The 20,318-nt window shown below is 61.0% G+C and carries 18 protein-coding genes; 10 read left to right on the top strand and 8 right to left on the bottom strand.

Annotation, left to right across the window (positions count from 1 at the left end):
• The first annotated feature begins 5 nt into the window (after positions 1–5).
• From KW062_RS19225 to KW062_RS19205, 5 genes are all read left to right on the top strand, one after another.
• The gene (locus tag KW062_RS19225; protein WP_105755262.1) at positions 6–806 is read left to right on the top strand and encodes a carbohydrate ABC transporter permease; all 801 of its coding nucleotides are present in this window, start codon (positions 6–8) and stop codon (positions 804–806) included.
• Between the two features lie 10 nt (positions 807–816).
• Positions 817–1,089 carry a DUF2160 domain-containing protein gene (locus tag KW062_RS19220; protein ID WP_027616053.1) on the top strand — a complete coding sequence of 91 codons (273 nt, stop codon included), beginning with the start codon at positions 817–819 and terminating at the stop codon, positions 1,087–1,089.
• 45 nt (positions 1,090–1,134) lie between these two features.
• Complete coding sequence (locus KW062_RS19215) at positions 1,135–2,877, top strand: ABC transporter substrate-binding protein (protein WP_105755263.1); 1,743 nt, start codon at positions 1,135–1,137, stop codon at positions 2,875–2,877.
• Positions 2,878–3,097: 220 nt separating this feature from the next.
• A complete protein-coding gene (locus KW062_RS19210) occupies positions 3,098–4,057 on the top strand; it encodes a tRNA dihydrouridine synthase (protein WP_027616055.1) in 960 nt (319 codons plus the stop codon).
• A gap of 120 nt (positions 4,058–4,177) precedes the next feature.
• Complete coding sequence (locus tag KW062_RS19205; RefSeq protein WP_027616056.1) at positions 4,178–4,624, top strand: Hsp20 family protein; 447 nt, start codon at positions 4,178–4,180, stop codon at positions 4,622–4,624.
• Positions 4,625–4,676: 52 nt separating this feature from the next.
• On the opposite strand, the gene KW062_RS19200 is transcribed toward KW062_RS19205, so the two are convergent.
• From KW062_RS19200 to KW062_RS19165, 8 genes are all read right to left on the bottom strand, one after another.
• A complete protein-coding gene (locus tag KW062_RS19200; RefSeq protein ID WP_105755264.1) occupies positions 4,677–5,609 on the bottom strand; it encodes a phosphatidate cytidylyltransferase in 933 nt (310 codons plus the stop codon).
• Between the two features lies 1 nt (position 5,610).
• Positions 5,611–6,234 carry a lysophospholipid acyltransferase family protein gene (locus KW062_RS19195; protein ID WP_105755265.1) on the bottom strand — a complete coding sequence of 208 codons (624 nt, stop codon included), beginning with the start codon at positions 6,232–6,234 and terminating at the stop codon, positions 5,611–5,613.
• 13 nt (positions 6,235–6,247) lie between these two features.
• A complete protein-coding gene (locus KW062_RS19190) occupies positions 6,248–6,688 on the bottom strand; it encodes a hypothetical protein (RefSeq protein WP_027616059.1) in 441 nt (146 codons plus the stop codon).
• Positions 6,678–8,021, bottom strand: a complete 1,344-nt coding sequence (locus KW062_RS19185) for a phosphatase PAP2/dual specificity phosphatase family protein (protein ID WP_027616060.1) — start codon at positions 8,019–8,021, stop codon at positions 6,678–6,680. The genes KW062_RS19190 and KW062_RS19185 overlap by 11 nt, the downstream gene beginning before the upstream one ends.
• Positions 8,018–9,775: a bifunctional alpha/beta hydrolase/class I SAM-dependent methyltransferase gene (locus KW062_RS19180; RefSeq protein ID WP_105755266.1), complete on the bottom strand. Its 1,758-nt coding sequence runs from the start codon at positions 9,773–9,775 to the stop codon at positions 8,018–8,020. Before KW062_RS19180 ends, KW062_RS19185 begins: the two co-directional genes overlap by 4 nt.
• 10 nt (positions 9,776–9,785) lie before the next feature.
• Positions 9,786–10,409 carry a CDP-alcohol phosphatidyltransferase family protein gene (locus tag KW062_RS19175; RefSeq protein WP_105755267.1) on the bottom strand — a complete coding sequence of 208 codons (624 nt, stop codon included), beginning with the start codon at positions 10,407–10,409 and terminating at the stop codon, positions 9,786–9,788.
• A 201-nt stretch (positions 10,410–10,610) separates the two neighbouring features.
• Positions 10,611–13,901 (bottom strand): PAS domain S-box protein, encoded by a 3,291-nt coding sequence (locus KW062_RS19170; RefSeq protein WP_027616063.1) that lies wholly within the window; start codon positions 13,899–13,901, stop codon positions 10,611–10,613.
• Between the two features lie 68 nt (positions 13,902–13,969).
• Positions 13,970–14,857, bottom strand: coding sequence for a LysR family transcriptional regulator (locus KW062_RS19165; RefSeq protein ID WP_105755268.1), 888 nt, complete (start codon positions 14,855–14,857; stop codon positions 13,970–13,972).
• A 157-nt stretch (positions 14,858–15,014) separates the two neighbouring features.
• Here KW062_RS19165 and leuC point away from each other — a divergent pair, with 157 nt between their 5' ends.
• From leuC to asd, 5 genes are all read left to right on the top strand, one after another.
• Positions 15,015–16,433, top strand: a complete 1,419-nt coding sequence (leuC, locus tag KW062_RS19160) for a 3-isopropylmalate dehydratase large subunit (protein WP_027616065.1) — start codon at positions 15,015–15,017, stop codon at positions 16,431–16,433.
• Between the two features lie 11 nt (positions 16,434–16,444).
• Complete coding sequence (gene leuD, locus KW062_RS19155; protein WP_027616066.1) at positions 16,445–17,089, top strand: 3-isopropylmalate dehydratase small subunit; 645 nt, start codon at positions 16,445–16,447, stop codon at positions 17,087–17,089.
• 66 nt (positions 17,090–17,155) lie between these two features.
• On the top strand, positions 17,156–17,923 hold the full coding sequence (locus KW062_RS19150) for a class I SAM-dependent methyltransferase (RefSeq protein WP_105755269.1): 768 nt from the start codon (positions 17,156–17,158) through the stop codon (positions 17,921–17,923).
• Positions 17,924–17,975: 52 nt separating this feature from the next.
• On the top strand, positions 17,976–19,058 hold the full coding sequence (gene leuB / locus KW062_RS19145; protein ID WP_008016234.1) for a 3-isopropylmalate dehydrogenase: 1,083 nt from the start codon (positions 17,976–17,978) through the stop codon (positions 19,056–19,058).
• Between the two features lie 67 nt (positions 19,059–19,125).
• Entirely contained in the window at positions 19,126–20,238 is a 1,113-nt protein-coding gene (gene asd, locus KW062_RS19140) for an aspartate-semialdehyde dehydrogenase (RefSeq protein WP_027616068.1), read from the top strand.
• Positions 20,239–20,318 lie beyond the last annotated feature (80 nt).

The following is a 20,318-nucleotide window of genomic DNA, read 5'->3' as shown; positions in this document are numbered from 1 at the left end:
CTGACATGACCCTGAGAAAGCTGGTGCCGCTGCTGCTCTACATCCTGTTCCTGCTGGTGCCGATCTACTGGCTGCTGAACATGTCGTTCAAGAGCAACACGGAAATCCTCGGTGGGCTGACCCTGTTTCCCGAGCAATTCACCCTGGCCAACTACAAGGTGATCTTTACCGATCCGAGCTGGTACACCGGCTATATCAACTCGCTGTATTACGTCAGCCTGAACACGGTGATCTCCCTCAGCGTGGCGTTGCCAGCGGCCTATGCGTTCTCGCGCTATCGCTTTCTTGGCGACAAACACTTGTTCTTCTGGCTGCTGACCAACCGCATGGCGCCGCCAGCGGTGTTCCTCTTGCCGTTTTTCCAGCTCTATTCGTCCATCGGCCTGTTCGATACCCACATCGCGGTGGCCCTGGCTCATTGCCTGTTCAACGTGCCGCTGGCGGTGTGGATCCTCGAAGGCTTCATGTCCGGGGTGCCGAAGGAGATCGACGAAACCGCCTACATCGACGGCTACAGTTTCCCCAAGTTCTTCGTGAAGATTTTCATCCCACTGATCGGCTCGGGAATCGGCGTGACGGCGTTTTTCTGCTTCATGTTTTCCTGGGTCGAACTGCTGCTGGCGCGCACCCTGACCTCGGTCAACGCCAAGCCGATCGCGGCGGTGATGACCCGCACCGTGTCGGCCTCGGGCATCGACTGGGGCGTGCTGGCGGCGGCGGGCGTGCTGACCATCCTGCCGGGCATGCTGGTGATCTGGTTTGTCCGCAACCATGTGGCCAAGGGCTTTGCCCTGGGCCGAGTGTGAGGAACTGATCATGGAATGGATGAACTGGACCCTGCCCACTGCGATTTTCTTCGGCGTCATCGGTTTGCTGCTGCTGGGCATGACCACTTGGGAGCTGCGTTCACCGAGCATTCCCCGGCGCGGCTTTTTACCGATCAGCACCACCCGTGGTGATCGGCTGTTTATTGGTCTTCTCGGCAGCGCCTACCTGCATTTGCTGGTGATTGGCGCTACCGGCTGGAGCATCTGGGTGGCGTCCGCGCTGTCCCTGGTGTGGCTGTTGGCTGTGATGCGCTGGGGCTAGTCGAAAATCGGCAATCGTGCTCCGAAACTCAAACAGGAGGTCTCTATGTTCGACAAAAACAACAAGCTGCGACATAGCGTTTCATTGGCAGCCATGCTGGCACTCAGTGGCTTGAGCGCTGCGGCCTGGGCCGATGCTTATGAAGATGCTGCGAAGAAATGGATCGGCAGCGAATTCAAACCCTCGACCCTGACGCCCGAGCAGCAGTTGGAAGAGCTGAAGTGGTTTATCAAGGCCTCCGAGCCGTTTCGTGGGATGAAGATCAACGTGGTCTCGGAGACTATTGCCACCCACGAATACGAGTCCAAGGTGCTGGCCAAGGCCTTCAGCGAAATTACCGGGATCAAGCTGACCCACGACTTGCTGCAGGAAGGCGACGTGGTGGAAAAGCTGCAGACCCAGATGCAATCCGACAAGAACATCTATGACGGCTGGGTCAACGACTCGGACCTGATCGGTACGCATTTTCGCTATGGCAAGACGGAATCCATCACCGACCTGATGGCCAATGAGGGCAAGGACTACACCTCGCCAACCCTCGATCTCAAGGACTTCATCGGCCTTTCCTTCACCACCGCGCCGGACGGCAAGATCTATCAACTGCCCGACCAGCAATTCGCCAACCTCTACTGGTTCCGTGCCGACTGGTTCGAGCGTCCGGAACTGAAGGCCAAGTTCAAGGAGAAGTACGGCTACGAGCTGGGTGTACCGGTGAACTGGTCGGCCTATGAAGACATCGCCAAGTTCTTCAGCGAAGACGTCAAGGAAATCGACGGCAAGCGTGTTTATGGGCACATGGACTACGGCAAGAAAGACCCCTCCCTCGGCTGGCGCTTCACCGATGCCTGGTTCTCCATGGCCGGTGGCGGCGACAAGGGCCTGCCCAATGGCTTGCCGGTGGACGAGTGGGGGATTCGTGTCGAGGACTGCCACCCGGTCGGTTCCAGTGTGACCCGTGGTGGCGACACCAACGGCCCGGCGGCGGTCTTTGCCACGCAGAAATACGTCGACTGGATGAAGGCCTACGCGCCGCCGGAAGCGGCTGGCATGACTTTCTCCGAATCCGGTCCGGTGCCGGCCCAGGGCAACATCGCCCAGCAGATCTTCTGGTACACCGCCTTCACCGCCGACATGACCAAGCCGGGCCTGGCGGTGATGAACGCCGACGGCACGCCGAAGTGGCGGATGGCGCCATCGCCACGCGGGCCGTATTGGGAGGAGGGGATGAAACTGGGCTATCAGGACGTGGGTTCCTGGACCTTCATGAAGTCGACCCCGGAGAAACAGAAGCTGGCAGCCTGGCTCTACGCGCAGTTCGTCACCTCGAAAACCGTGTCGCTGAAGAAAACCATCGTCGGCCTGACGCCGATCCGCGAGTCGGACATCAACTCGCAAGCCATGAGCGACCTGGCGCCGAAACTTGGCGGCCTGGTGGAGTTCTACCGCAGCCCGGCCCGGGTTCAGTGGACCCCGACCGGCACCAACGTGCCTGACTACCCACGCCTGGCACAACTCTGGTGGAGCCACATCGCCGAAGCCGCCAGCGGCGAGAAAACCCCGCAACAGGCACTCGACGGCCTGGCCAAGGACCAGGACGCGATCATGGCCCGCCTCGAGCGCTCCAAGGTCCAGACCACCTGCGGCCCGAAACTCAACCCGGAACGCGACGCCCAATACTGGTTCGACCAACCTGGAGCGCCCAAACCGAAACTGGCCAACGAGAAGCCCAAGGGCGAGACCGTCAGCTACAACGAACTGCTGAAGTCGTGGGAGGCGGCGCGTAAGTAACAGGTTGGGCGTTGCCCGCGAAAAATCATAACGCGCCAGACGTTGACGGCGTGGCGTGTTCTTCGCGGGTAAACTTGCCAGCGATGGCAGCCTTACCGGCCAGTTCCAACATGTCGCCCGATCAACATGCCCCCCCTTCCTGACAACCGTCCACCCCCTCACCATGCCCCTACCCACGAAAACCGGTAAACTGCCGCACGATTTTCGTTGAGTGTTTCCCATGCAAATTGCTTTGGCGCCCATGGAGGGGTTGGTCGACAACATCCTGCGGGACGTGCTGACCCGTGTTGGCGGTATCGATTGGTGCGTGACCGAGTTCATCCGGATCAACGATCAACTGCTCACGCCTGCGTATTTCCACAAGTTCGGTCCCGAATTGCTCAACGGTGCGAAAACCGCTGCTGGCGTGCCGTTGCGCGTGCAATTGCTCGGTTCCGATCCGGTGTGCCTGGCGGAAAACGCCGCGTTGGCCTGTGAGCTGGGGTCGCAGGTGATCGACCTGAATTTCGGCTGCCCAGCCAAGACCGTCAACAAGTCCCGGGGCGGTGCGGTGTTGCTCAAGGAGCCGGAGCTGCTCAACCAGATCGTCGAGCACGTGCGTCGCGCGGTGCCGGCGCACATTCCGGTGACCGCGAAGATGCGCCTGGGATTCGACAGTCCCGACGGTTCGCTGGTGTGTGCCACGGCGCTGGCCGAGGGTGGCGCGGAGCATATCGTGGTGCATGCGCGGACCAAGATGGACGGCTACAAGCCGCCAGCGCACTGGGAGTGGATCCCGCGGGTGCAAGAGGTGGTGAAGGTCCCGGTGTTTGCCAATGGCGATATCTGGAGCGTCGAGGATTGGCGGCGTTGCAGGGAAATCAGCGGCGTCGAGGACATCATGCTCGGCCGCGGCCTGGTGTCGCGCCCGGACTTGGCACGGCAGATCGCCGCGGCGCGGGCCGGCGAAGAGGTGGTGGAGATGAGCTGGGCCGAACTGCTGCCGCTGATCCAGGAATTCTGGCTGCAGGCCAAGGCGCAAATGACCGCCCGCCAATCACCCGGTCGCTTGAAGCAGTGGCTGGCCATGCTGACCCGCAATTATCCCGAGGCGGTGGAGCTGTTTACCTTGATGCGCCGCGAGACCGAGCTGGATCAGGTCTCACGTTTGCTCGGCCTGTCAGTCGCTGAAGCGGCCTGAAAAAATCTTCAAAGAATCTCTTGAAATGCAATGGGCGGTCCCTATCTAAGGGTTACGCGATGCCGAATTCGGGTCGCGGAGATAAAAAACCTTGCTGATTGTTTTCAGGAGATTTGAACCATGAGTACCGCATTTTCCCTGGCTCCACTGTTCCGTTCTTCGGTAGGTTTCGATCGATTCAACGATCTGTTCGAGACTGCGCTGCGCAATGAGCCCGGCAGCAGCTACCCACCCTACAACGTTGAAAAACACGGTGATGACCAGTATCGCATCGTCGTCGCGGCGGCCGGTTTCCAGGAAGAAGACCTGGAACTGCAAGTCGAAAAAGGTGTGCTGACCATCAGTGGCGGCAAACGTGAGAACAACGACAGCGTCACCTTCCTGCACCAGGGCATTGCCCAGCGTGCGTTCAAACTGTCGTTCCGTCTCGCCGATCACATTGAGATCAAGGCTGCGGACCTGCGCAATGGCCTGCTCAGCATCGATCTGCTGCGCATCGTGCCAGAGGAAGCCAAGGCCAAACGCATCCCGATCAACGGTGAGCAAAAAGCCGCACTGCAACACTGAGTCAGTGCAATGAAGAAGGGCGCCGCTGGCGCCCTTTTTCTATTCGCTTGATTCACGTCCAGCCGTAGCGCACCAGATGAAAGAAAATGGGAGCGGCAAAACACACCGAATCCAGTCGATCGAGCATGCCACCGTGGCCTTCGATCATGTGCCCCCAATCCTTGACGCCGCGATCGCGTTTGATCGCCGACATGACGATCCCGCCGGCGAATCCCAGCAAGTTAATCAACAGCGCAATCAGGAATGCCTGTCCGGCAGTGAACGGGGTGATCCAGAACAGTGCTGCACCAATCAGCGAAGCCAGCAGCACGCCGCCGATAAAACCTTCGACAGTTTTGGACGGCGACAGGTTGGGTGCGATTTTATGCTTGCCGAACAGCTTGCCGCAGACGTATTGCAGCACATCCGACATCTGCACCACGATCACCAGGAACGCGATCAACAAGAGGTTGCGTCCTTCATAGCCGCTGATGTCCAGGGTCAGCAGGGCGGGGACGTGGGACACGCAGAACACCGCAATCATCAACCCCCACTGGACTTTGGAAGCGCGCTCGAGAAAGTGCGTGCTGTCCCCTCCCAACGAAGCGAGGATCGGCAGCAGCAGGAACACGTAGACCGGGATGAAGATCGAGAACAGCCCGTACCAATCGTAATAGATCAGCAGATATTGCAGTGGCAGTGCCAGGTAAAAAGCGGCCACCAATGCCGGGTAGTCGCTACGCCGGGTGGGTGTCAGCGTCATGAATTCACGCAGGGCGTAAAACGAGACTGCGTAGAACAACAGGATCACCGCACTGGTACCTAACCAGAACGCAATGCCGATCACCGCGACCATGACCCACCAGGCGTTGATCCGCGCATTGAGGTTGTCGATCACCGGGTTGGCCGTGCCACGACTGCGCAGTTTGAGCAGCCATCCGATCAGTGAAGCCAGCAGCAGGAAGGTGCCAATCCCGCCGAACAGCATCAGGGTCTGTCTGTCCATGTCAGTTTTGCTCCTCGGCCAGCTCCAGCAAGGCTTCACGGCTGCGCTGGAGAAACTGCTCCTTGCTTTCGCCGGGTTCAAGGGTCAAGGCCGCACCGAAGCGTGTTGTACACAGCAGCGGTAATGGCAGGACACGCCCCTTGGGCATGACGCGATTGAGGTTGGCGATCCATACCGGTACCAACTCCACGCCGGGATGGTGTGTTGCCAGGTGATAGATCCCGCTTTTGAAGGGCAGCAAACCACTCTCTTCGAGGTTGCGCGTGCCTTCTGGAAAGATGATCAGCGAATCGCCATTGTTCAGGGCGTCGAGCATTGGCTGCAATGGATTGTCGGTTGGCTCCTTGCGCTCGCGTTCGATCAGTACGCCATTGAATACGCGGTTGATGATGTAGCGACGCAGCGCGCTGGTTTGCCAGTAGTCAGCGCCCGCCACTGGCCGGGTCATTTTGCGCAGGGCCGGCGGCAGCGAGGCCCAGAGCAAGACGAAGTCACCGTGGCTGCTGTGGTTGGCGAAGTAGATGCGCTGAACCGCCTCGGGCGCGCAGCCAAGCCACAGACTGCGGGCGCCGGTCAGGGTGCGAGCGGCGGAAGTGATGAGGGTGGCGAACAGAGGTTCGAGCATGAATTCTCCTTATTCAATAAAAGCCAGTCAGGATCAAACCCACTACGACCAGCACCTGAAGCGCCATCAGCAGTGCTTGTCGACGCAGCAGATTCAGGGCTCCACGGATACGTTCACTCCATGGCCGGCCGCCTCGAGCGGCGGATTGCAGGCCGAGTGCAATCAAGGCTTGATCCAGTGATTCGCCGCGTTGGTCCAGGGGTTGCTCAAGGTTGGCGACACAGTGGAACAATTCAGCATCGAAGGCGACGCGCAGCGCCCAGTACTTCTGCAGCAGACCAAGCAACAGCAGGGCAATGCTGCCGGTGACTGCCCAGCCGCCGAGACTGGCCAACAGGTATTGGCTCAAGCCAAGTGCGGCGCCCAATAAGGTCAGACCGGTAGACAGATGGTCGAGGGACGCGCCACGCCGTAACAGGCTGGCGGTGGCTTGCAGCTTCATGTCACTGGTCATAAGCCGGCTCCCTGTTCGCCACCAGTCCCTGTAAGGCAGCGCGGTGTGCCGAGTGCAGGACGATACCTGGACGTGCCTGCCGCAATTGGCTGATCGCCTGCTCCACGTTGGCAGCCCTGCCGCTGTGCAGCAACCAGGCGGCAATGGCCGTGGCGCTTCGCGAGTAGCCGAGGGCGCAGCAGACCAGCAGCGGACCGTGCTGACGCAGAGTGTCGATGGCTTGGGCCGCTTCCCGGCATTGCGCTGGGGTGGGGGCGATCAGGTCGAGTACCGGCAGTGAGCGATAGGCCACCGGGCCAGGGTCCAGAGACAGTTCGGCGCACAAGTCGAGTACGGCCTTGAACGGGCCAGCTTTAAGTTCGCGCCGGCTCGGAATGCGCCCGAGCCAAATGTCGTCCAGTACCCGGTCGGGTTGTGGGTGGTTGCGCGTCCACAGCCGAGAGTTGAGCCAGGCTGCGGCCAGGTAGGGCGCCAATAACCAGCGTGCAGCGCCGGAAAGGTGGCCGTCGGCGCCTTTCTGAAAGCCGCCGGTGTCCAGCAATGCGTAATTCAGTGCGACCAGCAGCAAGGCGGTTGCCGGCCACAACCACCACAGCCAGCCACCCTTGAAGCCGAACGCCAGAAGACTGGCGATAAGTGCGCCCACGGCGTAGCACAGCGCCAACTTCCAGCGCTTGCGGTCGCAGGTTAGACGCGCATTGGTCAAGGGGGTGGACCGATCCAGCGGCCACAGCCAGACGCACAGGCAGCCAAGCAGCACGCCGGTAGGCAAGTCGATGAAGTGGTGTTGATAAGTGGTCAGGACAGAGATGCCGATCAGACCGAACCACAGGTGCATCAGACCACGCCAGATCCCTTGCAGGTGTCGCTGATAACAGGTCCAGAGCACCACCAGCAGGGCGATGTGCAGCGACGGCGCCTGATTGAAGGGCTTGTCGAAGCCGGCCAGTACGTCGAACAACCAGCCGAACACCCCGTCCAGTTCGGGGCGGGCAAAGGTGAAGCGTAACGGCCAGAGCAGGAAGCAACTGACCGCGATCAGTTGCGCGGTCAGTAGGCGTAGAGCGTGGCGCTTGAGTTCGGCACGACTGTTGGGCAGCAACAGGGACAGGCCGTACAGCAGGTCGATCGACCAATAAGGCACGATTGTCCAGGCCCAGAATGGCAACTGATTTTCCCAATCGAACACCAGGGTTCCGACGTCACTGCGCTGAGTGGTGACCCAGGTAGCGAAGCCGTAGGTGGCGAAGAATGTCGGTGCCAACAGCAATAACCACAACAGCGCCGGTTTCAACAGGCCGGGCTCGCGGGACATATTTACGGCTTGATTCATTCAGTCACCCGTTGCGCGAGGCTGACGCTGAAAATCCCCCATTCATCGACGCGCAGGCTGATCCTGCGGAAGCCGGCCGCTTCCACCAGTTGGTCCATTTCTGCCTGACTGCGCCGGCGCATGACCCAGGCCTGGCCTTCGCGGTGGCTGGTGAGTGCGCGGGCAATCAACTCCAGTTGCGGGTGCCAGGGTTGGCCGGTGTAGATCAGGTAGGCTCCGGGTTCCACGGCGGCGGCCAACCCGGCCAGCGAGTCGCTGACCATCTGATTGTCGGCGAACAATTCGTACAGGCCTGAGACCACGGCCAGAGTGGGTTTGGGTTCAAGCGCGGCAAGATCGTCGCGGTCAAAGGCATTGCCTTTGATAAAACGGGCAATGTGTTCCAGGCCCTTCTCGCGGATCAACGCACTGCCGTCGCGCACGTTGATGTCGCTGTAGTCACGCAGAAGAATGGTTTCGGGCAGCGGGTTGACACCTTGCAGGGCTTCGAGAATGTAGCGCCCGTGACCGGCAGCGATATCGACGATGCGCACTTCACGTCCTTGTTCGCGCAGGTGCGTCATGGCCAGGCGCAGCAGTTCTTCGACGTGCAGTTTGCGCTGGCGGATGCCGCGCCAGCCGATGGAATCGAGGTAGTTACGATCGATCATGCGCCCGATTGCAGAGGTGCCGCTTGGGGTATTGCGATAGACATAATCCAGGGTGCTGCCGGAGTCGAAACCGGTGTCGAACCCCAGCTTGACCCCGGTCGATAGGCGACTGCCCATACGCATGCTGGCGCGAGTCATGCGCCAGTACAGGTCACGCAGAGAGTTATGTGGCAGTGGCGCGGCGAGTGATTCGGACTCGGCGCAGGTCAGGCCCAGGCGGTCGGCCTCCAGCAGCGAAGGGCGCGCCGGTGCGTGGGCGAAGTTCTGCAGGATAAACCGTCGGGCACTGGCCACAGCGTGAGCACGATTTTTTTCGCCAAGGGTGTCGTGGAAGAAGCCGGGCAGCAGGTGTTTTTCCTTGTGCAGGCTGCCCAGGCGCTCGAAGAATTGTTCCTGTGGTTTTCGATGCACCACGAAGTCGGCGGCGGAAATCAGCAGTTGGGTCGGTACCTGAATCGCCTGGGCATCGGCCACCACTCGTTCGGCGGCCTCATATAGACCAAGCAGCACGTTGACGGAAATGGCCTTGGTGATCAGTGGGTCACTGTCATAGGAGGCGACTCGCTCTGGGTCATGGCTGAGAAAGCGCGCCTTGACGTAGCTGTTAACGAAGAAGTTGCCGCGAAACCGACGCATCAGCCCCAGGCCCTTGCGCGCAAACGGCACGTAGAGCTTGACCTTGAATGCCGGGGAGGCGAGCACCAGTGAGCGAATGCGTGGCGCGTAATCGTGCACCCAGGTGGCGACGATTACTGCGCCAACGCTCTGGGCAATCACCGCAATGTCCGATTCATCGATCTGGTAGTGGCTCTGTAAATGATCGCAGAACGTTTGCACGTCGCGCACGCTGGTGGCAAAGCTCGGGCTGTCACCCCGTTCGCCCGGTGACAGGCCGTGACCACGGGCGTCCCAGGCAAAAAAATCGAGATGAGGTAAATCCAGTTCGTCCACCAAATGGGCGATCCGCTCCGAATGTTCGTGCCCACGGTGAAACAGCAGTACGGCCTGGCGAGGTTCGCCCGCTGGCGTGCTGCCCGGCCAATGGCGGTAAAACAGTTGGACACCGTCGTGGGTGGTGAAGGTCTGGTGTTGAGCTTCGCGCATTGCAACTTCCTTATGCTTGTGGAGTGTTTTCCTGTACTTGCCGCAGACCCTGGCGGACCCGGTTAAACAGCGTGACCAGCAGCAACAGGGAAACACCCGCCAACACTGCGTTGATCCACAGAGCGCTGATCCAACCCAGGGCGATAGCGCACGCCACCACCCCCATGACAAACGCCCGGTCGCTTTTGCCCATGGGCCCGTCGTAGCGCCGTGAAGCCCCGATCATCGGGCCCATTACGCCAGCGTATTCACTGAACAGCGCAAGTAAGGTCAGTAGCAGGACCAGCCACAGACTGACGCCGGGAAGTAGGGCGAACGGCAGGATCAGTGCGCAATCGGCAGCGATATCGCAGAGTTCATTGAGGTAGGCACCCAGCTGCGATTGCTGCTTGAACTCACGGGCGAGCATGCCGTCTATGGCATTTAGCGCCATTCGCAGGATCATCCACATCGGCACCAGGGCAAACACCCAGGGATGTTCGGCGAAACAGGCGACGACCACACCCACCAGCAGCGAACCGACGCCGGCCAGCACGGTGATCTGGTTGGCCGTCGTGCCGTTGTCGAACAACCGTCGGACCAGCGGGCGCAGGAGGTTTTGAAACGCGGGTTTGAGCTGGTAGATGCTGGGCACGGGGAGGAGGTCTCTGCCAATGGATAGGCGCCGTTCAACTGCCGGGAAATACGATTTTCCCAGTGTAGATGGCTTCTCGGCGGATTACCGGGAAGGGGCCGCAGGACGCAGAAGCCTAGCGAGCAGCTAGGCCGTCGGGAATAGGACCTTTCCTGAAAGGCTGTAGTCGATTTCCCAAGAGCGCAGCGATCTCGTCGCCCCTCAGTTCAACAACCACTCAAACTCTTCCACCGGCACTGGCCGACTGTGCAGGTACCCCTGGTACAAATGACAGCCCAGTCCCTGCAGGAACGCCAGTTGTTCAGTGGTTTCCACGCCCTCGGCAATCACCTCCAGTTCCAGGCTCAGGGCCATGGCGACGATGGCGCGAATGATTTCGGCGTCGTTGGGGTCGCTGGTGGCGTCGCGGATGAATGACTGGTCGATTTTCAGGGTGTCGACCGGCAGGCGCTTGAGGTAGGTGAGCGACGAGTAACCGGTGCCGAAATCGTCCATGGCAAAGCTGACGCCGAGTTTTTTCAGGCGGCGCATTTTGTTGATGGTGTCTTCCAGGTTCTGGATCACGATGCCTTCGGTGATCTCCAGTTTCAGCAGCGAGCAGGGCAGGCCGTGGCTGGTGAGGCTGTGCTCGATGCGCTCGACGAAGTCGGTCTGGCGGAACTGGCGCGGACTGATGTTGACGCACAGGCTGAAATTCAACGGGTCGACCTTGCCTCGGGCGATCAGGTGTTTGAAGGCCAGGCAGGCTTCGTCGAGAATCCAGGTGCCGACCTCGAGGATCAGCCCGCTGTCTTCCAGCACCTTGATGAATTCGCTGGGCGATTGCGCGCCCAGTTGCGGATGGGTCCAGCGCACCAGGGCTTCGGCGCCGACGATGCGTTCGCCGCGGGCGTCGATCTGCGGCTGGTAATGCACGCGGAATTCGCCCCGTGACAGCGCCAGGCGCAAGTCTGTTTCCATGCGCAGGCGCTCGCTGGCGGCTTTCTGCATGGTGTTGTGGTACATCTGCGTGGTATTGCGCCCGGAGTCCTTGGCCCGGTACAGGGCGATATCCGCACGCTTGAGCAGGTCGGTGGGGGTCGAACCGTGATCTGGAATCAGCGCCACCCCAATGCTCGGCGTAACCTGCAGCCGATGGCCGTCAAGGAACATCGGTTCCGAGAGCAGTTCGCGCAGGGTATCGGCCAATTCCCGGACCTGTTCGCTGACTTCATTGCGCGAACCTTCCAGGCCGCTGAGCAGGACCACGAACTCGTCGCCACCCAGGCGTGCCACGGTGTCTTCCATGCGCACGCTGGCCTCGAGGCGGGCGGTGATGATTTTCAGCACCGTATCGCCGACCGGATGGCCGAGGGAGTCGTTGATGTGCTTGAAGTGGTCGAGGTCGAGGAACAGCAGGGCTCCGCGCAGGTTGTGGCGCTTGAGCAGGGCGATCTGCTGGCTCAGGCGGTCCATCAGCAGCGCGCGGTTGGGCAGGTTGGTCAGTGAGTCGTGGTAGGCCAGGTGACGGATCTGCGCTTCGGCGTTCTTCAGCAGGCTGACATCGCGCGCGGTCAACAGCAGGCACGCGGTTTCGTTGAGGGTAATCGGCTCTACCGAGACCTCCACGGTGAGCAACTGCCCGCTTTTGTTGCGCCCAAGCATTTCCAGGTGGTGCACCCGGCCCTTGAGTTGCAGTTCGGCGAGCAGCATCGAGCGCTGCTTTTCCTCGGCCCAGATACCGACCTGATACACGGTCTTGCCAACCACTTCTTCGGCGCTATAGCCGGTAAGGCGACAGAAACCGTCGTTGACCTCCAGATAGCGCCCGGTGTCGCGCTCGGTGATGGTGATCGCGTCGGGGCTGGAGTGAAACGCCTTGGCAAACTTTTCTTCGCTGGCCTTGAGCGCCGCCTCCGAGCGTTGCTGCTGGGTAATATCGCGCAGGGTGGTGACAATGCAGGGCTGGTTGCCGACGTTGATCTGCCGGCTGGAGATCACGCAGGTCAGGGATTGCCCGTCCTTGTGCCGGACCAGCAGCGCGACATTGTTCAGGCCCTGCTCGCGAATCACCTGTTCGATCCGCTGCAGGCTTTGCGCCGAGGCGTCCCACAGGCCGATGTCGTCGGCGCTGCGGCCCAGCACATCGGCGGCGCTCCAGCCGAAGGTCTGGGTGAAGCTGGAGTTGATTTCGATGAACTGGCCGCTGTCCTGGCGGGTCACGCAGATCGGGTCGGGGCTGACCTGGAACAGGGTGGCGAACTTCTCTTCGGAGGCCACCAGGCGCTGTTCGCGCTCGACCTGTTCGGTGATGTCCAGCAAGGTCCCGGCCATGCGCAGCGGCGTGCCATCAGCGTCGCGGTACAGTCGGGCGCGGCTTTCCAGGTAACGTGAGCTGCCGTCGGCCAGTTGCACCCGGTAGGTCAGTTGGTAGTTACCGGCCGGGCCTTCGCGCAGGCTGCGGTAGGCGTCGCGCATGCTGTCGCGTTCTTCCCCCGGCACGCCCTCGAAGAACTCCTCGAAGGATTCATGAAAGGGGATGGGTTCCAGGCCATGCAGTTGTGCCGCTCGGGCCGAGCCGTAGAGCATGCCGCTGGGGATATGCCAGTCCCAAGTGCCGAGCTGGGCCGAGTCGAGGGCCAGGTCGAGGCGCTCCTGGCTGTCCTTTAGCGCGTGTTCGGCGAGCTTGCGTTCGGTGGTGTCGAGGAAGGTGCTGAGCAGGTACGGCTGACCTTCGAGCTCGACCTTTTGCGCGCTGAGAATGCCGTCATGCACTTGGCCGTTGCTGGCGCGAAACTGCACCTCCATGCTGATCAGGTCACCTTTGGCCTTGGTCGCCCTGACCAGTTTCGCCCGTTGCTCGGGGTGCACCCACAGGCCCAGCTCGAGGGTGGTGCGACCGATGGCATCCTGCACCGGCCAGCCGAACAGGCTTTCGAAGTACTGATTGGCCTCGGTGATCAGGCCGTCTTCCTGGCGCGTCAGCAGAACCATATTGGGGCACAGGTGAAACAGCGTGGCGAAGCGCTTTTCCGAGCTGGTCAGTGCCTGCTCGCGCTGGCGCTGGTGGGTGATCTCGCGGATCACTCCGATCATCCGCGGCCGGCCGAGCTTGTCGGGAATCAGGCTGCCGTTGATTTCCAGCCAGTGCAGACTGCCGTCCGGCCAACGGATGCGGTGGTGCATCGCTTGCTCAAGGGGGGCGCCGGCCATGACCGCGTTGAATGCCCGAAGGGTTTTCGCCCGGTCCTCGGGGTGCAGCAGGTCGAGGTACTCGATGTCCGCCGGCATTGGCTGGTGAGGGTCGAAACCGAACAATGCCTGAGTGCCCCGCGACCAACTGATCAGCCCCCGCTCGATGTCCCAGTACCAGGCGCCCAGGCGTGCGCCGTTGAGAGCCGCGAGCAACTGCGTCGCGCTTTCCCAGCTCTGCTCCGAAGTGTGTGGGTCGAGCGCCTGGATACGCGGCATGCGCGGCGTATGGGGGCGGGTTCGGTCAACGGATTTGGGCATTGGTAACAGGCCTTGGGCTGAATTGGGCGTTAGGCACGGGTTTTGCGGCTCTATAGGAGTAGCACAAGTCAGCCATCATTCCCTGGCCAATCGATCTGTGCATCCAGCAAAGCCATGAAGGCCCGCGCAGCATTCGACAGCGTCCTTTCAGTGTGCACGATATAGCCTAGCTGGCGCGTGAGTTGTATGCCCGGCAGCGGGATGCGCGCCACCTGTTCATCGAGCATGGTACGTGGCAGGACACTCCAGGCAAGGCCAATGGACACCATCATCTTGATGGTTTCCAGATAGTTGGTGCTCATGGCGATGTTCGGCGTCAGCCCCTGGGCTTCGAACAGGCGCTGGACAATGTGGTGGGTGAAGGTGTTGCCGCCGGGGAACACTGCTGGATGGCGGGCGATATCGGCCAGTGTCGCGTCATTGCTCAGCAGCGAGTGTTCCGGGGCCACGACGAAATCCAGTGGATCGTCCCAAACCGGCGTGGCCTGCACCAGCGCATGCGGCTCGGGCGCCAGGGTGATGACTGCCAGCTCGGCGCGACCGTGGAGAATTTCCTCATAGGCCACCTCCGAATCGAGAAACTGAATATCCAGCGCCACAGCGGGGTATTGGCGGGTGAACGCCCTTAATAAAGGAGGCAAGCGGTGCAGGCCAATGTGATGACTGGTGGCCAGGGTCAGACGACCGGTCACCTGACCGGTCAGGTTGGTCAGGGCTCGGCGCGTATCATCGAGCACATTAAGGATCTGGTAGGCCCGTGGCAGCAGGGCGCGCCCGGCCTCGGTCAGGCTGACTTCACGACCCAGGCGGTCGAACAGGCGGACGTCGAGTTGTTGCTCCAGGCCGGCAATGCGCTTGCTGATCGCTGGCTGGGTCAGGTGCAGGCGCTCACCGGCGCCAGAGAAGCTGCCGATCTCGGCAATGGCAATAAAGGCGTTGAGGTTGGCCAGGTCCATGCTCGTATTCCAGTTGGTTATCCAAAGCATAAAAATTATGAATTTGAGTTATTTAATGTAACCCCATAGCATCGACCTCACAAGCCAAGGGGTTATTGAATCGCTCAAGACCCAGGGCATAGAAACAGTTAGAAAAAAGCTGATGAGGAAACGTCTGATGGCCGGCAAAACGCTCTACGACAAGCTCTGGGATTCGCATTTGGTCAAGCAGCGCGACGATGGTTCGGCGCTGATCTATATCGACCGTCACATCATTCACGAAGTGACCTCGCCGCAAGCCTTCGAAGGCCTGCGCCTGGCCGGGCGCAAGCCTTGGCGGATCGATGCCAATATCGCGACCCCGGACCACAACGTCCCGACCACCCCGGAGCGCAAGGGCGGTATCGAGGCGATTGTCGACCAGGTCTCGCGTTTGCAGGTTCAGACCCTTGATGACAACTGTGATGAGTACGGCATCGTCGAGTTCAAGATGAATGACGTGCGCCAGGGCATCGTCCACGTGATCGGCCCTGAGCAGGGCGCGACCTTGCCGGGCATGACCGTGGTTTGCGGCGATTCCCACACCTCGACCCACGGCGCCTTTGGTGCTTTGGCCCACGGTATTGGCACTTCCGAGGTCGAGCACGTGCTCGCCACCCAGTGCCTGGTCGCCAAGAAAATGAAGAACATGCTGGTGTCCGTCGAAGGCACCTTGCCGTTCGGCGTGACCGCCAAGGACATCGTGCTGGCCGTGATCGGCAAGATCGGCACCGCTGGCGGCAATGGCCACGCCATCGAGTTCGCCGGTAGCGCGATTCGCGAATTGTCGGTCGAAGGCCGCATGACCATCTGCAACATGTCCATCGAAGCCGGTGCCCGTGTTGGCCTGGTGGCGGCGGATGAAAAGACCGTGGCCTACGTCAAGGGTCGCCCGTTTGCCCCGAAAGGCGCCGAGTGGGACCTGGCTGTCGAAGCCTGGAAGGACCTGGTGTCCGACGCCGACGCGGTGTTCGACACCGTGGTTGAGTTGGACGCCGCGCAGATCAAGCCGCAAGTCAGCTGGGGCACTTCGCCGGAGATGGTGCTGGCGGTAGATCAGAACGTGCCGGATCCAGAGAAGGAAATGGACCTGGTCAAGCGCGATTCCATCGTCCGTGCCTTGAAATACATGGGTTTGACCGCCAACCAGGCGATCACCGATATCCAGCTTGATCGTGTGTTTATCGGTTCCTGCACCAACTCGCGCATTGAAGACTTGCGCGCCGCAGCGGTGATCGCCAAGGGCCGCAAAGTCGCCTCGACCATCAAGCAGGCGATCGTGGTTCCGGGTTCAGGCCTGGTGAAGGCGCAGGCCGAGTCCGAAGGCTTGGACAAGATTTTCCTCGAAGCCGGTTTTGAATGGCGTGAGCCGGGTTGTTCGATGTGCCTGGCGATGAACCCGGACCGTTTGGAATCCGGCGAACATTGCGCCTCGACCTCCAACCGTAACTTCGAAGGCCGTCAGGGTGCTGGTGGTCGTACTCACCTGGTCAGCCCGGCCATGGCCGCCGCGGCTGCTGTAAACGGTCGTTTCATCGACGTCCGCGAATTGATCTGAAGGAGCGCAGCATGAAAGCTTTTACCCAGCACACTGGTCTTGTCGCGCCTTTGGATCGTGCCAACGTCGACACTGACCAAATCATTCCCAAGCAATTCCTGAAGTCGATCAAGCGCACTGGTTTCGGTCCGAACCTGTTCGACGAGTGGCGTTACCTGGATGTCGGCCAGCCGTATCAGGACAACTCCAAGCGTCCGTTGAACAAGGATTTCGTGCTCAACGCCGAGCGTTATCAAGGCGCCAGCGTGTTGTTGGCTCGCGAAAACTTCGGTTGCGGCTCCAGCCGTGAACACGCGCCATGGGCGCTGGAAGAGTACGGTTTCCGCAGCATCATCGCGCCGAGCTACGCCGACATCTTCTTCAACAACAGCTTCAAGAACGGCTTGCTGCCGATCATCCTCAGCGACGCGGAAGTCGATGAGCTGTTCCAGCAAGTGGAGGCTAATCCGGGCTACCCGTTGCAGATCGACCTGCAGGCCCAGACCGTGACCCGTCCCGACGGCAAGGTGCTGAGCTTCGAGATCGATGCGTTCCGCAAGCACTGCCTGCTCCACGGCCTGGACGACATCGGCCTGACCTTGCAGGACGACGAGGCGATTGCTGCGTTTGAAGCCAAGCATCGTGCGAGCCAGCCGTGGTTGTTTCGCGACGCGTGATTTGCGGATGGCGAATGCCGCCATCGCGAGCAGGCCAGAACAGACACCCTATAAAGGATTCTCCCCATGACCAGCACCGCCCAGCACAGCCAGGTAGTCCAGAAACAATTCGGTGAGCAGGCCTCGGCCTACCTGAGCAGCGCCGTGCACGCTCAAGGCAGCGAGTTCGCCCTGCTACAGGCCGAGCTGGCAGGGCAGGGCAATGCCCGGGTCCTGGACCTGGGGTGCGGCGCCGGCCACGTGAGCTTTCACGTCGCCGCGCTGGTCAAGGAAGTGGTGGCCTACGACCTGTCGCAGCAAATGCTCGACGTGGTGGCGGTTGCCGCCGCTGAACGGGGTCTGGGCAATATCGCCACGGTCAACGGTGCCGCCGAGCGCCTGCCGTTCGCCGACGGTGAATTCGATTTCGTCTTCAGCCGCTATTCGGCGCACCACTGGAGCGATCTCGGCCTGGCCTTGCGTGAAGTGCGCCGAGTGTTGAAGCCCGGTGGCGTGGCGGCGTTCGTCGACGTCTTGTCACCGGGTAGTCCATTGCTCGACACTTACCTGCAGAGCGTCGAAGTACTGCGCGACACCAGTCACGTGCGTGACTATTCTGCCGGCGAGTGGTTGCGCCAGGTCAGCGAGGCCGGTTTGCACACCCGCAGCACTACGCGCCAGCGCCTGCGCCTTGAATACACCTCCTGGGTTGAGCGCATGCGCACACCGGAAGTGATGCGCGGGGCGATCCGCGAGTTGCAGCAGGCGATGGGCAATGAAGTGCGCGAGTATTTCCAGATTGAAGCCGATGGCTCGTTCAGTACCGATGTGCTGGTACTGATGGCAGAGCGCTAGAATTTTTCCGGGTGCGTCCGTGGGCGCACCGACTGATGACATTGAGGAACGCATGAGCAAGCAGATTCTGATTCTTCCAGGTGACGGTATTGGCCCGGAAATCATGGCCGAAGCGGTCAAGGTACTGGAGCTGGCCAGCGACAAGTTCGCCCTCGGTTTCGAACTGAGCCACGACGTGATCGGCGGTGCCGCCATCGACAAACACGGCGTGCCATTGGCCGATGAAACCCTCGAGCGCGCCCGCGCTGCCGACGCCGTGCTGCTGGGCGCGGTGGGCGGTCCGAAATGGGACACCATCGAGCGTGACATCCGCCCTGAGCGCGGCCTGTTGAAAATCCGTGCGCAACTGGGCCTGTTCGGCAACTTGCGTCCAGCCATCCTTTACCCGCAACTGGCCGAGGCTTCCAGCCTGAAGCCGGAAATCGTCGCCGGCCTGGACATCCTCATCGTTCGCGAGCTGACCGGCGGTATCTACTTCGGCGCGCCTCGCGGCACCCGCACTTTGGAAAACGGCGAACGCCAGTCCTACGACACCTTGCCGTACAGCGAAAGCGAAATCCGCCGGATCGCCCGTGTCGGTTTCGACATGGCCATGGTTCGTGGCAAAAAGCTCTGCTCGGTGGACAAGGCCAACGTCCTGGCGTCCAGCCAGTTGTGGCGCGAAGTGGTCGAGCAGGTGGCCAAGGATTACCCTGAGGTCGAGCTGAGCCATATGTACGTCGACAACGCCGCCATGCAGTTGGTGCGCGCGCCGAAGCAGTTCGACGTGATCGTCACCGACAACATGTTCGGCGACATCCTGTCCGATCAGGCCTCGATGCTCACCGGTTCTATCGGCATGCTGCCTTCGGCGTCCCTGGATACCAACAACAAAGGCATGTACGAGCCTTGCCACGGTTCCGCGCCGGACATCGCCGGCAAGGGCATTGCCAACCCGCTGGCGACCATTTTGTCGGTGTCGATGATGCTGCGTTACAGCTTCAATCAGCAGGCGGCGGCCGATGCCATCGAGAAAGCGGTCAGCCTGGTGCTGGATCAGGGCTTGCGCACCGGTGACATCTGGTCGGCCGGTTGCACCAAAGTCGGAACGCAGGAAATGGGCGACGCAGTAGTCGCGGCGCTGCGGAATCTGTAATCTCTCGGGCCCCGCTTGTCGTTGATGTCGGCAAGCGAGCCCACTTTTTGTAAAAGGTGTAGTTGCGATGAAACGTGTAGGTCTGATCGGTTGGCGCGGTATGGTCGGTTCCGTGCTCATGCAGCGGATGCTGGAAGAGCAGGATTTCGATCTTATTGAGCCGGTGTTTTTCACCACTTCCAATGTCGGTGGCCAAGGCCCGTCCGTGGGCAAGGACATTGCTCCGCTCAAGGACGCGTACAGCATTGAAGAGCTCAAGACCCTTGACGTGATTCTGACCTGCCAGGGCGGCGACTACACCAGTGAAGTCTTCCCCAAGCTGCGCGAAGCCGGCTGGCAGGGTTACTGGATCGACGCCGCTTCCAGCCTGCGCATGCAGGATGACGCAGTGATCGTGCTGGACCCGGTGAACCGCAAGGTCATCGACCAGCAGCTGGACGCGGGCACCAAGAACTACATCGGCGGCAACTGCACCGTCAGCCTGATGCTGATGGGCCTGGGCGGTCTGTTCGAAGCCGGTCTGGTGGAGTGGATGAGTGCCATGACCTATCAGGCGGCCTCCGGCGGCGGCGCGCAGCACATGCGTGAACTGATCAAGCAAATGGGCGTGACCCACGGTGCTGTCGCCGATCAACTGGCCGATCCGGCCAGCGCGATCCTCGACATCGACCGCCGTGTGGCCGAAGCCATGCGCAGCGACGCGTACCCGACCGAAAACTTCGGCGTACCGCTGGCCGGCAGCCTGATCCCGTGGATCGACAAGGAACTGCCGAACGGTCAAAGCCGTGAAGAGTGGAAAGCCCAGGCCGAGACCAACAAAATACTCGGTCGCTTCAAGAGCCCGATTCCGGTGGATGGCATCTGCGTACGTGTCGGCGCCATGCGTTGCCACAGCCAGGCGCTGACCATCAAGCTGAACAAAGACGTGCCGATCGCCGATATCGAAGGGCTGATCAGCCAGCACAACCCGTGGGTCAAGCTGGTGCCGAACAACCGTGATATCAGCATGCAGGAGCTGAGCCCAACCAAGGTCACCGGCACCCTGAACATCCCGGTTGGCCGTCTGCGCAAGCTGAACATGGGTACCCAATACCTGGGCGCCTTCACCGTCGGCGACCAACTGCTGTGGGGCGCGGCCGAGCCGCTGCGTCGCATGCTGCGGATCCTGCTCGAGCGCTGATTTAGTCATGCAATGAAAGAACCCGCGTCTTGTGAAAGGCGCGGGTTTTTTTATTCCCATTGTCTGCCGGCCCCCAACCT

It is taken from the genome of Pseudomonas fluorescens (assembly GCF_019212185.1).
Lineage (GTDB): Bacteria > Pseudomonadota > Gammaproteobacteria > Pseudomonadales > Pseudomonadaceae > Aquipseudomonas.
The sequence above is the reverse complement of the archived record's forward strand: the minus strand, read 5'-3'. Positions and strand labels throughout refer to the sequence as shown.

Bases quoted from the DNA above. Each gene is read 5' to 3' on its own strand.
- KW062_RS19210 (WP_027616055.1), top strand. From the start codon at position 3,098: ATGCAAATTGCTTTGGCGCCCATGGAGGGGTTGGTCGACAACATCCTG.
- KW062_RS19200 (WP_105755264.1), bottom strand. From the start codon at position 5,609: ATGGACAGACAGACCCTGATGCTGTTCGGCGGGATTGGCACCTTCCTG.
- KW062_RS19205 (WP_027616056.1), top strand. From the start codon at position 4,178: ATGAGTACCGCATTTTCCCTGGCTCCACTGTTCCGTTCTTCGGTAGGT.
- KW062_RS19165 (WP_105755268.1), bottom strand. From the start codon at position 14,857: ATGGACCTGGCCAACCTCAACGCCTTTATTGCCATTGCCGAGATCGGC.
- asd (WP_027616068.1), top strand. From the start codon at position 19,126: ATGAAACGTGTAGGTCTGATCGGTTGGCGCGGTATGGTCGGTTCCGTG.
- KW062_RS19220 (WP_027616053.1), top strand. From the start codon at position 817: ATGGAATGGATGAACTGGACCCTGCCCACTGCGATTTTCTTCGGCGTC.
- KW062_RS19195 (WP_105755265.1), bottom strand. From the start codon at position 6,234: ATGCTCGAACCTCTGTTCGCCACCCTCATCACTTCCGCCGCTCGCACC.
- KW062_RS19185 (WP_027616060.1), bottom strand. From the start codon at position 8,021: ATGAATCAAGCCGTAAATATGTCCCGCGAGCCCGGCCTGTTGAAACCG.
- KW062_RS19190 (WP_027616059.1), bottom strand. From the start codon at position 6,688: ATGACCAGTGACATGAAGCTGCAAGCCACCGCCAGCCTGTTACGGCGT.
- leuD (WP_027616066.1), top strand. From the start codon at position 16,445: ATGAAAGCTTTTACCCAGCACACTGGTCTTGTCGCGCCTTTGGATCGT.
- leuB (WP_008016234.1), top strand. From the start codon at position 17,976: ATGAGCAAGCAGATTCTGATTCTTCCAGGTGACGGTATTGGCCCGGAA.
- KW062_RS19180 (WP_105755266.1), bottom strand. From the start codon at position 9,775: ATGCGCGAAGCTCAACACCAGACCTTCACCACCCACGACGGTGTCCAA.
- KW062_RS19225 (WP_105755262.1), top strand. From the start codon at position 6: ATGACCCTGAGAAAGCTGGTGCCGCTGCTGCTCTACATCCTGTTCCTG.
- KW062_RS19170 (WP_027616063.1), bottom strand. From the start codon at position 13,901: ATGCCCAAATCCGTTGACCGAACCCGCCCCCATACGCCGCGCATGCCG.
- KW062_RS19150 (WP_105755269.1), top strand. From the start codon at position 17,156: ATGACCAGCACCGCCCAGCACAGCCAGGTAGTCCAGAAACAATTCGGT.
- KW062_RS19215 (WP_105755263.1), top strand. From the start codon at position 1,135: ATGTTCGACAAAAACAACAAGCTGCGACATAGCGTTTCATTGGCAGCC.
- leuC (WP_027616065.1), top strand. From the start codon at position 15,015: ATGGCCGGCAAAACGCTCTACGACAAGCTCTGGGATTCGCATTTGGTC.